This is a genomic window from Pimelobacter simplex (genome assembly GCF_024662235.1).
Taxonomy (GTDB): Bacteria; Actinomycetota; Actinomycetes; order Propionibacteriales; family Nocardioidaceae; genus Nocardioides.
In genome coordinates this window covers 2,449,193-2,462,149 of the sequence record NZ_CP096276.1, presented here as the reverse complement: position 1 = coordinate 2,462,149, position 12,957 = coordinate 2,449,193, and the positions used below count along the sequence as shown (strand labels likewise).

Annotated in this window: 13 protein-coding genes; 12 read left to right on the top strand and 1 reads right to left on the bottom strand. The window is 69.4% G+C overall.

Features of this window, described 5'->3' with window-relative positions; translation table 11 throughout:
• Window positions 1-105 precede the first annotated feature (105 nt).
• The 10 genes from M0M48_RS12185 to M0M48_RS12140 all read left to right on the top strand — a co-directional run bounded on the left by M0M48_RS12185 (window position 106) and on the right by M0M48_RS12140 (window position 10,999).
• Window positions 106-1,059 carry a hypothetical protein gene (locus tag M0M48_RS12185; RefSeq protein WP_257751328.1) on the top strand — a complete coding sequence of 318 codons (954 nt, stop codon included), beginning with the start codon at window positions 106-108 and terminating at the stop codon, window positions 1,057-1,059.
• A 61-nt stretch (window positions 1,060-1,120) separates the two neighbouring features.
• A complete protein-coding gene (locus tag M0M48_RS12180) occupies window positions 1,121-1,342 on the top strand; it encodes a hypothetical protein (RefSeq protein ID WP_257751327.1) in 222 nt (73 codons plus the stop codon).
• Window positions 1,339-2,199 carry a hypothetical protein gene (locus M0M48_RS12175; protein WP_257751326.1) on the top strand — a complete coding sequence of 287 codons (861 nt, stop codon included), beginning with the start codon at window positions 1,339-1,341 and terminating at the stop codon, window positions 2,197-2,199. Before M0M48_RS12180 ends, M0M48_RS12175 begins: the two co-directional genes overlap by 4 nt.
• A 38-nt stretch (window positions 2,200-2,237) precedes the next feature.
• The gene (locus tag M0M48_RS12170) at window positions 2,238-2,531 is read left to right on the top strand and encodes a hypothetical protein (RefSeq protein ID WP_011755687.1); all 294 of its coding nucleotides are present in this window, start codon (window positions 2,238-2,240) and stop codon (window positions 2,529-2,531) included.
• Entirely contained in the window at window positions 2,531-3,409 is an 879-nt protein-coding gene (locus tag M0M48_RS12165) for a hypothetical protein (RefSeq protein ID WP_257751325.1), read from the top strand. Before M0M48_RS12170 ends, M0M48_RS12165 begins: the two co-directional genes overlap by 1 nt.
• The gene (locus M0M48_RS12160; protein WP_257751324.1) at window positions 3,409-4,194 is read left to right on the top strand and encodes a hypothetical protein; all 786 of its coding nucleotides are present in this window, start codon (window positions 3,409-3,411) and stop codon (window positions 4,192-4,194) included. Before M0M48_RS12165 ends, M0M48_RS12160 begins: the two co-directional genes overlap by 1 nt.
• Window positions 4,191-6,155, top strand: a complete 1,965-nt coding sequence (locus M0M48_RS12155) for a type IV secretion system protein (protein ID WP_257751323.1) — start codon at window positions 4,191-4,193, stop codon at window positions 6,153-6,155. The genes M0M48_RS12160 and M0M48_RS12155 overlap by 4 nt, the downstream gene beginning before the upstream one ends.
• An 83-nt stretch (window positions 6,156-6,238) precedes the next feature.
• On the top strand, window positions 6,239-7,756 hold the full coding sequence (locus M0M48_RS12150) for an SCO6880 family protein (protein WP_257751322.1): 1,518 nt from the start codon (window positions 6,239-6,241) through the stop codon (window positions 7,754-7,756).
• On the top strand, window positions 7,756-9,294 hold the full coding sequence (locus M0M48_RS12145) for an ATP-binding protein (RefSeq protein ID WP_257751321.1): 1,539 nt from the start codon (window positions 7,756-7,758) through the stop codon (window positions 9,292-9,294). The genes M0M48_RS12150 and M0M48_RS12145 overlap by 1 nt, the downstream gene beginning before the upstream one ends.
• Window positions 9,295-9,760: 466 nt before the next feature.
• On the top strand, window positions 9,761-10,999 hold the full coding sequence (locus M0M48_RS12140) for an IS256 family transposase (protein WP_257750629.1): 1,239 nt from the start codon (window positions 9,761-9,763) through the stop codon (window positions 10,997-10,999).
• Window positions 11,000-11,225: 226 nt separating this feature from the next.
• On the opposite strand, the gene M0M48_RS12135 is transcribed toward M0M48_RS12140, so the two are convergent.
• The gene (locus M0M48_RS12135) at window positions 11,226-11,630 is read right to left on the bottom strand and encodes a four-helix bundle copper-binding protein (protein ID WP_224126684.1); all 405 of its coding nucleotides are present in this window, start codon (window positions 11,628-11,630) and stop codon (window positions 11,226-11,228) included.
• Between the two features lie 38 nt (window positions 11,631-11,668).
• Here M0M48_RS12135 and M0M48_RS12130 point away from each other — a divergent pair, with 38 nt between their 5' ends.
• Both M0M48_RS12130 and M0M48_RS12125 read left to right on the top strand, forming a co-directional pair.
• Window positions 11,669-12,199, top strand: a complete 531-nt coding sequence (locus M0M48_RS12130) for an ArsR/SmtB family transcription factor (protein WP_224126685.1) — start codon at window positions 11,669-11,671, stop codon at window positions 12,197-12,199.
• A 178-nt stretch (window positions 12,200-12,377) separates the two neighbouring features.
• A complete protein-coding gene (locus M0M48_RS12125) occupies window positions 12,378-12,932 on the top strand; it encodes a DUF305 domain-containing protein (protein WP_240249157.1) in 555 nt (184 codons plus the stop codon).
• Window positions 12,933-12,957 lie beyond the last annotated feature (25 nt).

The window sequence follows — 12,957 nt, the reverse complement described above, 5'->3', positions numbered from 1 at the left end:
CCTCTGCGTCCCCCCTCCAAATCAGGGCTTTGGGGGGACGGATGCGGGGACGCCCGCTCGCGACCTTTCTGCCGTGCACAGCCACGGACGAAAGGAGCGAGTGCGATGAGTGTGGGAGACCAACTCGGCCTCGACGACAACAGCGAACTGCTCGACCAGGCACGCCAGAAGTGGACGGCCTGGGTAACTGCGGATCCGCGGCTTGGAGTCGTCGAAGAGTTCGACGACCTGCGGGCCTGGTTGCCCTCGGTGGACAGCTCCGCCTCTGACGAGGTCCTCCTGGCGCTGGCCATGCTGGCGGCCCCCGACGGCGGTGACGACATCGCCGCGGCGGCCGCGCTCGCCAAGTGCCTGCTGCCCGGCGCTTGCCGGCTCGCCGGCTGGCTGAGCACTCTCCCGCCTCGCGAGGTCTTCCGCGACAGCCAGCCCGTCGCCGGCGGTTCCTGGTCGGCCGTCGAGCGGATCGACGAGCTCGTGGCCTCCCAGTTGTGGCTCGAGGTCCGGACATTCAAGTGGCGCCGGCTGCGCAAGGTCGCCGCGAACATCCTGATCAACACCCGCGTCGGTGTTCTCCGCGAGGTCGGTGACTTCTTCTACGTCTCCCGGGCTGATCGGACGTGGGCGAACACCACTCTCGTGGAGTCCTTCTCGTCCGGCGACCTGGCGGACGGCGACGCGGGAGCGTGGAGGGCCGCGGCGATGTCGACCGAGCGGGCCGCGCGGGCGTTGTTCCACCGTCCCGAGATTCTCGCCGACGCCGGCCCGGACCAGGAGGAGCCGTCGGCCACCGTGGAGCTGCTGGAGCTGCTGGCGTGGGCGTGTGAGAACCAGGTGATCAGTCGGGCTGACCGCTACCTGCTGCTGTGCCTGGTCGAGGAGGCCGACCGGGTCGTGACCCGCAACCTCGCCCGCGGCTACGGCGGCCTGCTCAGCAACGAGGTCTCCAGTCGAGTCGCGCCCCGCGTCGGGGTGTCCGAGGCCACCGTCCGTCGCCACGGCTCGCGCAGCATGCGCGCCCTCGCCGCGGCCGTCCCGAGGAAGTTCGGCCATGACGAATGAGCGCAACCGTGATCGCTCCCACCGCCCCGCGACACATAGGCGACTGGAGGTGGTGAAGCCCATGACAAACACCCAAGACGACGGTGAGAGCCGGACGCCGGAGAAGATCGCCGAGCTGTTCGCGATCGCCGGCCGCGAGACCGAGGCGATCGAGCAGCTCACCGGTTGCGTCGCCCAACTGCACGAGGTCCAGGCCGCCAAGGCTCAGCTGGCAGGCCTGACCCCGGCTGAGGTCCGTGCCGCGCTCGAGTTCCGCCGCGGTGGCATCGGGGAGGCCCAGTGAGCACCCAAGTCACGGCACCGACCTCAAGCCGCCCAGTCGGCGTCGACGAGCTCAAGCGGGCCTGGAGCGCAGTGAGTGCCGGCGAGTTCCGCGCCGGCGCCGGCGCCGGCAAGGGACCGCGCGGCCGCGGCAGTAACGCCACGGACGATTGGTCGCCCGCCGCGGGGGAGCACACCATCGCCGTGATCGGATGCGCCGGGTCGGTGGGAGCTAGCACCGTCGCCCTGGCAGCCGGCCTGGCCGCCGCCGGACCGGTCCGGGTCATCGAGTGCTGCTCGGTCACCGCCTCTGGTCTCGCCGCGGCGAGCACCGCTGAGCTCGGCTTACACCCGACCGACTGGCGTCAGGGCAAGCGCGACCACGTCCTGCTCGAGCGGGCCAGCGAGGTCCTCGCCGGCGTCGACGAGGTCCCGCTGCCGGTCGACGCCGAGCACGAGACCCAGCTGACGATCCTCGACGTCGGTTGGGAGGCCGGCCAGCTCCTGGCCACCGACTGCTGGCTCGCCGAGGCCGTCCGCACCGCCGACCAGGTCGTCCTGGTCACCACAGCCACCGTGCCCGGGATGCGCCGCGCCTCGGTCGCGCTCGAGCTGCTGGCCGGCCACTGGCCGCCCGAGCAGATCGCTCTCGCCGTGCGTGGGCCGCGCCGCAAGAAGTGGCCCCGGGGCCCTGAGCACGCCGGCGGCCCGGCCGTGCGTCGCGCCTTGGTCGCGGACCGGTGCGTGGAGATCCCCGAGGACCGCGAGCTCGCGGTCAACGGCCTGGACTCCCGGCCCGTCCCGGTCCCCCTGATCTCGGCAGCACGTCAGCTGCTTGAGCCCGTCCACCTGCCCACCGACACCAGCGAAAGCGCCTGACCCGCACCGGGTCAGCAACCCAGAAAGGAAGTCCACTCATGGACGTCATGACCGCTCTCCTCCCGATGGCCGCCCAGGTCTGCCCGAAGGCGCCGCCGGGTGCCGTCGGACCCACTAACGAGATCACCAGCTACGTGCTGTGGGGCGTGATCGTGCTGTTCGGTCTCGGCATCGTGATCGCCATCGGCGCGATCATCGCCGGCCGGGTGTTCTCCCTGCCGCACGCCTCCAAGGTCGGCGTGATCTCGGTGGTGGTGGTGTTCGCGTGCGCGATCGCCTACCTCGTGCTGCCCGGCATGCTCAACGGGATCCTCGGCAAGGGCTGCATCTGATGCGGCGCGCAGCCACGAAGAAGGCCGCCCAGGAATCAGGGGGCGCCGCGGAGTGGGGCCGGCGCCGCCTGCTCGGAATCCTGGTCGCCGCCGTCGTCGTGGCTGCGCTCCTGCTCGGTGGCCTCGCCTATGCGGTCTACCTGGCCGTCGCGGGGATCGGCGAGGAAGCCAGCGCCAACGCCGACGTGGCCACCGGCGAGACCGATCGCTCGACGGTGGCCCAGGGTGCCGCGCACCGCGACGAGATCGCCGCTGAGCCGATGCTGTCGGTTCCCGAGGGCGCCGCGTTCCCGGCCGAGACCACCAGTACCGCGGCGCCCGACATCAAGGTCCCGGCCGGGACCGGTGTGAACGGACCCGCGTTCGTTATGACCGGGTTCCCGCACACTCCCGAGGGCGCGATCGGGCAGCTCGCCCAGATCGACCTCGCGGTGCTGCAGTCGATGAGCCTGACCACGGCCGCAGAGGTCTACAACGCCTGGGCCCTGCCCGGCGGGGTCCGCGCGGAGGAGTGGTGGATCACCGCCAGCGTCCGCGCCTTCTTGTCCAGCACCGGGATGGGTGAGGTCAAGGACTCCAGTTCATCGGTCTCCCTTGAGCCGGCCGCCGCGCTCGTGAAGGGCACCGACGGGCCCGACTGGACAACCGTCTGCGTGCTGATGAAGGTGACCGCCTCCTACAAGCAGGAAGGCCAGATCGCCTTCGCCCACTGCGAGCGCATGCAGTGGGTTGGCGGCCGCTGGATGGTCGCCCCCGGCGCTCCGCCTGCACCCGCCCCTGCGACCTGGCCCGGCACGCTCCTCGCCCACGAGGCGGGCTGGCGCACCTGGTCGACCGACGACACCACTGACCCTGACCACATCGAAGGGGACCACTGATGAAGAACCTGACGACCGGCAACGACGATTCGCGGGCCACCCTGGTGCGCATCGGCATCCTGGTGGCGATCGCCTGCATGGTGGCCACCGTCGTCTGGCTCGGTGCTCGCACCCGGGCCGACGACACCGGCACCTCGGACACGACCGGCGGGGACAACTCGAGCCAGACGGTCGAGAACGCATCGGTCGAGCAGGTCGCACCGGACACCGCCCCGGCCGACGGCGTCGTGATCCCGACCGGTGATGAGCAGGTCGACGGCTACCCGACCGGATTCCCGGCCACCGACCTGGGCGCCGTGGCGCTGCAGGTCGAGTTGGCCAAGGCCCAGCTCGGGTTCGACTACGACCAGGCCGTTACCGTCGCCCGCCTCTACGCCAACCCCGAGGACAAGGCCGTCTTCGAGGAGCGCTCCCGTGCCGCGGTCGCGCTGCGCCGCCAGCAGGCCGGCGTCGCGAAGGAGGGCGACGTGCCCGCCCCCGCGTCGTACGCCGTCACCCCGGTCGCCTACACCCTCGAGGAGCTGGACACCGGCTACTACGCGGTGAACCTGCTCAGCTACGTCACCCTCACCACCGCCGACGGCCAGGTCAAGGACAGCCTCTATGCCGGCACCCAGCTGATGCGGTGGCTCGAGGTCGACGGAGTGGGTGACTGGCGACTGGTCCAGGGCAGCGAAGCGGACATCGAGCACCTGGTCGCCGAGGGCCAGCCGCAGGCGGTGGCTCCCGGCACCCCCGAGTTCGACAAGGCCGGCTGGATCCGGATCAACGGAGCTCCCCAGTGAGCGCCGTCATTATCGCCAACGTCACCGCTGGGCTCCGGGCGAGCCGACTCGGCGACGTGGTGCGGGCGGCCTTGGCGGTCCTGGCACTCACCACGCTCCTCGGAGCTGCCACGACCCTCCAGCCTCCCGCCGCAGCGGCTAGCGAGCAAGCCGTCAGCGCGGCGCACCTCGCCCCGGTCGTCGGCGCAGGCACGCTGCCGGCCCGCAACGTCAAGATGGGCTGCCCGGGGCCCGACGCCCTGTGCGACCTCGGCGGCGACGCTCTCGACTGCGCCAAGGACCCGATCGACTGTGGGAAAGACGTCGCCGGCGATGTGAAGGACGGTGCCGGCGACCTGCTCCCCGACGGATGCGGGATCCTCGACGCGATCTGCGGCAACATCGGCGGGCTGCCCGGGCTCCCGGGCGTCCCTGGGTTGCCTGGAATCCCCGGGCTGCCCAACGTCGGTGACCTCTTCGGTGGCGGCATCCCCGGTCTGGGCGACATCCCCAACCCGTTCGAGGCGATCGGCGACGTCATCGCCAAGGCCGCGGCGGACGCCTGGACCGCGGCTATGCTCGCGATCTGGAACTCCGGCCTGTTCGTGCTGCGCATCGTGCTCACGTTCAGTGAGCTGTTCTTGACCCCGGACCTGAGTGCTGACGGCCCGGGCAAGGACGTCTACGCCTTCACTCTGTGGCTGGCGCTGTCCGTGGTGGTCATCTTGGCGATGATCCAGCTGGGCGCCGCGGCCTTCAAGCGCGAGGGCAAGGGCCTCGCCCGGGCTTTCATCGGGGCCGGCCAGTTCGTCTTGGTGTGCGCCTGTTGGTTCGGGTACTGCGTCATGATCATCGCGGCCTGCGGGGCGCTGACCAAGGCTCTGATGAAGTCGCTGCTCAAGGTGCAGACCTGGCCGGACTGGGACCCGCTCAGCGGGCTCGGCATCGACGACATCACCGACGCCGGCGTGGCCACCGCGCTGGCTTTCCTCGGGATCTTCCTGTGGCTGGCCGCCATCGGGCACGTCCTGGTTTACCTGGCCCGTGCGGCGTCCCTGCTGGTGCTCACCGCCACGGGGCCGCTCGCGGCCGCCGGCCTGGTCTCGGACTTCACCCGCTCCTGGTTCTGGAAGTCGCTGCGCTGGTTCCACGCCGCGGCGTTCACCCCAGTGTTAATGGTGATGGTGCTGGGCATTGGCGTGCAGTTCGCCAACGGAGTCGCCGCCCACCTGGCCGAAGACACCGCCAAGGCGTTCGGCACCGCGCTGCCGGCCGTGATGACGATCCTGATCAGCGTCGTCGCACCGCTGTCCCTGTTCAAGCTCCTGGCCTTCGTCGACCCCGGCACCCCCAGCGGCGCGTCGTTCCGCCAGGGCATGGCCATCCAGGGCGGCCTCCAGGGCCTGCTCGGCGGCGGTGGTGCCGGCGGCGGATCGTGGGCTGCGTCGACCACCGACGCCAACGGTCGCTCCTCGGGCGAGCAGAGCGCCGAGGCCTCGACCGGCGACCGGTTCAGCAAGTCGACCCAGGGCGCTCTGGGCAGCTTTGGCCCGGTCGGCCAGGCGCTGTCGACCGGCATGGGCTGGATCAACTCCGCCGGCGCGAAGGCGACCTCTCTGATGTCGGACGAGACCAACCAGGCCGGTGTCGGCCAGAGCACCTACGGCCCCGACTTCAGCGGCATGGGTGGACGGCAGTCCGGTGGCCAGTCGTGCGGCCAGGGCGGGACCCACCCCGGGTCGCAGAACGGCGACCAGAGCGACGGGGACTCCTCGATGCCGACCCCGCCCGCGCCTCCTGTGCCGCCCACCCCGCCGACGCTGCCCACCGGCGGCGGACCCGGCGGTGGCTCGGGTGGCGGCCAGGGCGGCGGGGGAGCGGGCGCAGCTCCCAAGACCCCGGCCGCTGGAGGCGGGGGAGCCGCCGGCGGTGCTGGCGGCGCCGGCGCTGCAGCTGGCGGCATCCCACCGGTGGCGGTGTAGCCGATGCGCCGACCGCCCCACCTCGAGAACCGACCGACACCCCTCGATCTCACTGACCTCACTGACCAGAAGGGAAGCCGACGATGACCACCTACGCCGACTACCAGCGCGACCGCATCGGCTGGTTCTTCGGCCTCTCCGGAGGCCAGCTGATGTTCCTGGCGCTGGCCAGCCTGCCGGCGTTCTGGGCGATCAGCCGCGGAGCGTGGTTCTCCGCGTTCCTGTTCGCCCTGGTCTGGGTGTTCCTGCTGGCCATCACCGTGATCCCGGTCCGCGGCCGCTCGGCCACCGGATGGGTGTTCGCCTCGACGATGTACGCCGTCGGGGGCCTGTTCGGCTGGACCTCGTTCCGCGCCAAGGCCACCCAGGGCCGCGGCGAGGACCTCGACACCCCGGACCTGCCCGGAGTGCTCCAGGGCGTCCAGATCCACGACGGCCCGCCGCACGGCTCGCAGCTGCAGCGCGTAGCGATCATCGAGGACCACGCCATGAAGACCTGGGCGGTCACGGCCTCGATCGTGCACCCCGGCATCGGCATGAAGGACACCGAGGAGCGCGCCCGCTACGGCGAGGCGCTCGCCGGGCTGCTCGATGTCGCCGGTCGCACCGAGAAGGTCGACGAGATCCTCTTCATGGTGCGCACCGTCCCCGAGGACGGTGCCGAGCGCGACCTGTGGGTCAACCGCCACCGCCGCCCCAACGCACCGGAGCTGTCAGAGGTCGTCAACAGCGACCTGGCCCACGGCCTCACCCAGGCATCGGTGCGCACCGAGCAGTTCGTGACGATCGTGGTCCCGGAAACCAGGATCGCCCGGTCGGCCAAAGAGTCCGGGGGCGGTTTCGAGGGCCGCTGCCGCGAGCTCTACCTGCTCATGGGTGAGATCGAGGCCCAGCTGCGCGGCCCGATGGGGATGACGACGGTGCGCTGGCTCACCAGCCCCGAGCTCGCGCTGGCCTGCCGGACCGGGTTCGCCCCCGGTGACCGCGCCGGCATCGTCGAGGCGCTGTCGCTGCGGGAGCACGATCCGCACGCCAACCCGCCGGTCAATGCGGATGTCCCGTGGGCGATGGCCGGCCCCTCGGGTGCCGACGCCACGGTGCGGCACTACAGCCACGACGCTTGGAACTCGGTCAGCGCCACCATCAAGCTCCCGACCCGCGGCGTGGCCATGGGTGCTCTCGCACCGATGCTCACTCCCAGCGAGTTCGGCGAGCGGCGGTCGTTCGTCGTTGCGTACCCGATCGTGTCCCAGTCCAAGGCCGACAGGCAGTCCGGCAACGCTGAGTGGGCAGCGGACCTGGCCGAGGGGATGAACGAGAAGCTTGGCCGCAAGACCCGCGCCAAGCAGCGCGACGAGGCCCACAAGGCCCGCGGTCTGGACGCCAAGCTGGCCCGCGGCAACTCGTTGACCCGGCCCTACGGCGTGTGCACGGTCACCGTTCCCAAGTCGATGCGGATCACCGAGTTCGGGCGCCGCCTGGACGCCTCGGTCCGCCGCGCCGGGTTCGCGCCCCTGCGCCTCGATCTCGCCCAGGACGTCGGTTTCGCCGCGTCCACCATCCCCCTCGGCACGAGCCTGACCCGAAGCGGAGACGCCTGATGACCACCAAGCCCCGCCGGAACCGCAGCGCCGGCCGCGACATGGCCGCCCTGCTCTCCGACTTCGGGCACGACCTCCCCACGGTGCCCGCGCTCGCCCCGGAGGCCAAGGAGCCCCGGCTCTACCGGTACGCGCCGCGTCGCGGTGCCGCCCGCCGTGGCCGAGGCTGGGCCGCCGCCACCGCCCCGGCGATGGCCTGGCGGATGACCAGCGACCAGGCCCCGGTGTTCTGGCCCTTCGTGTCGGCTCCCGCCCTGCCCCCCACGGGCGCGCAGATGGGCGTCGACCAGCTCTCCGGCGGGAGCTTCTATTGCGACCCGTTCGGGTGGGTGCTGCGCGACGACGTGCCGGCAACCAACCCGAACATCTTCCAGTTCGCCAAGCCGGGAAGTGGCAAGTCCGGGACCACCAAGGCGTTCTGCACCCGGATGATGCCGTTCGGCTACCGCACCCTGGTCACTGGCGACGTCAAGGACGAGTACGAGTCGCTGTGCCGTGCGCTCGGTGTCGAGCCCTTCGTCATCGCCCCGGGCTTCAGTGCCCGGGTCAACCCGCTGGACAAGGGGCCGCTCGGCGACGGGTGGGAGAACCTCTCGGCCGAGGAGGCGCAGCGCCGCGCCACGATCATCTTCAAGCGGTGGCTGGTCCTGGTCCGCGGCCTGGTCGGATCCATGAAGATCGACGACGAGCGCCGGGTGCCGTTCGGCCCCGACGAGTCCGACGTCGTGCGCAACGCGCTGGCGATCCTCACCGGCTACGCCGCCGGCAACAGCGTCCTGCAAGAGACCACCATCCCGCGGCTGTGGGACCTGCTGCGCAACCCCACTGAGGAGCTCGTCCGGGCGTGCGAGTACGCGAACACCCGCGTGTTCCTCGACGAGACCCGGCTGCTGCGCAACGCGCTCGGCGAGCTGGTCACCGGCACGCTGGCCGGCCTCTTCGACGACTTCACGAACGTCGAGGTCGACTGGCGGGCCCCGATCCAGTCGTTCAGCCTCTCCCGGCTCGACGGCCTCGGCGACGAGGCAGTGGGCATCGCGCTGCTGTGCATGAACTCCTGGGGACGCGGTCTTCGGGAGATCGCCGAGCCCGGCGACCTGCGCATCGTGGTCCGCGACGAGGTCTGGAAGCAGATGCGTCTCGGAACCGCCGCGGTCGCAAGCTTCGACGCCGACCTGCGGCTCTCCCGCGGCATGGCAGGCAAGGGCGGCGACATCCAGTTCTGCAACCTCCACAAGCCCTCCGACCTGCTCTCGGTCGGCGACGCCGACTCCCAGGCGGCGATGATCGCCAAGGACCTCCTCGAGCTGGCCGACATCAAGATCCTCGGCGCCCAGAAGCCCCGGGTCGCCCGCGAGCTCGACTCCATGCTCGGCCTCGGCCCGATCGCCCAGGACCTCGTCTCCGGGTGGGCCATGCAGGACAAGGGCCGCGCCCTGTGGTGCATCGGCGACGCCACTTACAAGGTCCAAACCGTGCTCCACCCGCTGGAGAAGAAGCTCTATTACACCAACGAGGCCATCGAGGCCGCTCTTTAGAAGTTCGCGCGAATTTTGACGGTTCTGCGACGAACCTGAGCATACGCAACGTCCTCGAGTGTGTGCGGACACTCAGGTTCGGAGAAGCCGGGGACGTGGCATGTCGTGTGCCAGATCTGGAGCCGTCACCGAGAAGGAGTAGCGGCGATCGGGTCGGCCCCGCGGGTTCACCGTTGGCGGTTCCCTATGCGGTGATGGGGCCCTCACCTCCGAGGGCAGGCGTCCCCGCGAGTACGTCGTAGAGCGGAACCCAGATGCCGCGCCGCGACCGCGAGCATGTTGGGCGCGCTTGCACTGCACAGTGACCGGCCAAGTGTGCGGCGGAGGCCGCGACGCGGGCCCGGGTAAGAGTCCCCGGGAGTGGTGGGGTTTGAGGGAGCAGCGGCGGGGCGTCAGCACGTAGACGGCCATCGGCGGGATCTTCGGTGTGTACGGCCAAGCACCCACTGAAGAAAGAGGTCCACCGATGGCCTTGCCCCAGTCTGCCCTGTCCGAGATCCTCGAGGCGTTCCGTGCCGGTGATGGCGTCGATCTCATCCGTGATTCGGTCCGGCTCGCGCTCCAAGAGCTGATCGAGCTCGAAGCCACCCAGCAGATCGGCGCGGCGCCCTATGAGCGCACCGAGGACCGCACAGCCGAGCGGAACGGCCACCGTCCGCGGATGCTGACCACCAAGGCCGGCGATGTCGAGTTGCGCATCCCCAAGCTGCGCAAGGGCTCGTTCTTCCCGATCATCCTCGAGCCGCGGCGCCGTATCGACCAGGCGCTGTACGCGGTAGTCATGGAAGCCTACGTCCACGGCATCTCCACCCGCTCGGTCGACGACCTGGTCGAGGCGATGGGCGGCAGCGGTGTCTCCAAGTCCGAGGTCTCCCGGATCTGCGCCAACCTCGATGAGCAGGTCGGCGCGTTCCGCACCCGCAGTCTGGATCATGTCGAGTTCCCCTACATCTACCTCGACGCGACCTACCTCCACGTCCGTAACGCCCCGGGCAAGGGCGGTCAGGTGGTGTCGATGGCGGTGGTCGTCGCGACCGGCGTGAGCGCGACCGGGGAGCGGGAGATCCTCGGCCTAGATGTCGGCGACAGCGAGGACGAGGTCTTCTGGCGCGCCTTCTTGCTCAGCCTCAAGCAGCGCGGCCTGGCCGGCGTGCAGCTGGTCATCTCAGACCAGCACTCCGGACTGGTCAAGGCGCTGGGCCGGGCGTTCCAGGGTGTCGCGCACCAGCGGTGCCGGGTCCACTTCGCGCGCAACCTGCTCGCTCACGTGCCCAAGGGGCAGGCCGAGCTCGTGGCGACCGCGTTCCGGATGATCTTCGCCCAGCCCACGCCCGAGGACGTCCACGCGGCGTGGGACAAGACCCGCGAGGAGCTCGCCGCCCGGTTCCCCAAGCTCGGTCCGTTGATGGACGCCGCCAAGGCCGAGGTCCTGGCCTTCACCGCGTTCCCGCGCGAGCACTGGCGCAAGGTCTGGTCGACCAACCCGTTGGAGCGCGTGAATAAGGAAATCAAGCGCCGGGCCCGGGTCGTAGGCATCTTCCCCAACGCCGCCGCCGTCATCCGACTCGTCGGAGCCGTGCTGATCGACATGCACGACGAATGGATCGCCGGCGAGCGCCGCTACCTCTCAGAAGGCTCCATGGCCAAGCTCTACGAGACCAGCAATACTCACCCCGTCGCCGCCATCGACAACGGCGACGCGTAGGCACCGAGGGTCACCTCAAAGCCCACCACCCCGCGGGGCTCTGTCCGGGCCCGGTCAGCCGGGGCCCGCGTCGTCGATCATGATTCCGGTTCTCGGTGAGACAGTGCTGTATGTCGTAGTTTGGACTGCCTGACCCACGCTGACCTACGGGTGGACCCCTTGTGCCAGCTTGGAACGAACGCACCCGGCCGTGGAGCTATGGCCACGAGGGTCACCGGACCGACCTCTACGCCAGATTGGCGAGGAGGTCGCGGCAGGCTTGTTCGCAGCGTCGGCAGGCTTCGGCGCAGATACGGCAGTGCTCGTGCATGTCGGCATGGCTTTCGCACTCGTCGCCGCATGCCTTGCAGGCGGTCGCGCAGGCTTCCAGGAACGCTCGGGTCACATTCGCGTCGTACCCGGTGTGGCGTGACAACGCGTTCCCGGTGGCGACGCAGATGTCGGCGCAGTCGAGATCAGTACGAATGCACTTGGTCAATTCGGCGACCATGTCCTCCGACAGACACGCGTCGGCACACGCGGTACAAATCTGTGCGCACTCGAAACAGGCCGCGATGCACTCGGCCAGCTTTTCCTTGTCGATGTTGCCCAAGTCCTTCGGGTAAGCCTCCAGCATCTTGGTGTGAGCCACGGTTCCTCCTCTAGTTACGGCGGCGAGGTCATCCCGGCATGGTGCTCTTGATCCGCCGCTCTCCTGACGTCTGTACCCAACCGGACGAGCATCATCCGCATAGCCGCACGGATATCGGGTACTTCCGCGGGGTGACTGACGACCATCCGGTCCGCGCTCGCGTAGACGCGCCCGACCAGAACACCGGTGGCGGCGACCGGCACCAGCACCCGGTCGATCCGAGACGGGTTGCCTTGGCCCGCGAGCGCCTGCCGTCGGCAGAGGAGGGAGACCGGCTCACCAGCGTGCTCTCGTTGATGGCCGATCCCACCCGGGCACGACTGTTGTACGCGCTTGACGTGGTCGAGGAGCTTTGTGTGGGCGACCTCGCCATTGCGTTGTCGGTGAGCGAGGACGCAGTCTCCTACGGACTTCGGGTGCTGCGTACCGCCGGGCTGGTGAGACGACGCAAGGAGGGCCGGATCGTGTACTACCGGCTCGCAGAGGGCTTTCCCGAGCCGCTTCGTCAGCACTGTCTACGTCAGCTCATCGAGATGTCTCGCGCTCCAATCGAGGACGACGACGTCTGACGCCGAGCTGAGCGACATCAACCACCGCAACTGACCCCCATCGGAAAGGGCAATCCCCATGTCATCGCCTCATACGCAGAAGCCGTCCGGTGCCAGCGAGCCCAGTGACCGGGAGAAGCCCGAGCAGCAGAAGGGGGACAAGGCCCATGAGCGGCGGATGTACGTACGTTTCGGACTGATGATCGCCACCTCCACGGTGGTGATGTTCGTCTTGATGTACTCCAACGTCTTCGCCTTTGACCACGTGCGGTGGAGCGAGGAGCGCTTCTACATGGCGCTGTTGATGGGCGGCGCCATGGCGCTGGTGATGTTCGCGTTCATGCGCAGCATGATGTACAAGAACCGCGCCTACAATCTCGTGCTCGTGGCGGTGGCGCTGCTGCTCGGTGCAGGTGGGCTGTACCTCTCGCGTTCCCAGGCGTTGGTCGACGACCAGGCGTACATGAAGGGCATGATCCCGCACCACTCGATCGCCATCTTGACCAGCGAGCGGGCCGACATCGATGACGTTCGCGTTCGAGAACTCGCCGACGAGATCATCAAGGCCCAGCGCAAGGAGATTAAGGAGATGGACTGGCTGATCGAGGATATCGAGAAGAACGGCCCGGCCACCACTCAGGAGGAAGCCGATCAGCGTCCCGTCCCGAGCTTCGAGGGAACCGCCGCCAGCAGCCTCGATGATGTCAGTGATGCCCTTGCCATGTTGGCCCTGTTCGGCGTCGAACTGCCTTGACCGTATACCCTAGGGGGGTATAGTG

Excerpts from the sequence above, each read along its gene's own strand:
- M0M48_RS12165 (WP_257751325.1), top strand. The coding sequence starts at position 2,531 with ATGCGGCGCGCAGCCACGAAGAAGGCCGCCCAGGAATCAGGGGGCGCC.
- M0M48_RS12130 (WP_224126685.1), top strand. The coding sequence starts at position 11,669 with ATGGTGCTCTTGATCCGCCGCTCTCCTGACGTCTGTACCCAACCGGAC.
- M0M48_RS12145 (WP_257751321.1), top strand. The coding sequence starts at position 7,756 with ATGACCACCAAGCCCCGCCGGAACCGCAGCGCCGGCCGCGACATGGCC.
- M0M48_RS12150 (WP_257751322.1), top strand. The coding sequence starts at position 6,239 with ATGACCACCTACGCCGACTACCAGCGCGACCGCATCGGCTGGTTCTTC.
- M0M48_RS12170 (WP_011755687.1), top strand. The coding sequence starts at position 2,238 with ATGGACGTCATGACCGCTCTCCTCCCGATGGCCGCCCAGGTCTGCCCG.
- M0M48_RS12180 (WP_257751327.1), top strand. The coding sequence starts at position 1,121 with ATGACAAACACCCAAGACGACGGTGAGAGCCGGACGCCGGAGAAGATC.
- M0M48_RS12140 (WP_257750629.1), top strand. The coding sequence starts at position 9,761 with ATGGCCTTGCCCCAGTCTGCCCTGTCCGAGATCCTCGAGGCGTTCCGT.
- M0M48_RS12125 (WP_240249157.1), top strand. The coding sequence starts at position 12,378 with ATGATCGCCACCTCCACGGTGGTGATGTTCGTCTTGATGTACTCCAAC.
- M0M48_RS12160 (WP_257751324.1), top strand. The coding sequence starts at position 3,409 with ATGAAGAACCTGACGACCGGCAACGACGATTCGCGGGCCACCCTGGTG.
- M0M48_RS12185 (WP_257751328.1), top strand. The coding sequence starts at position 106 with ATGAGTGTGGGAGACCAACTCGGCCTCGACGACAACAGCGAACTGCTC.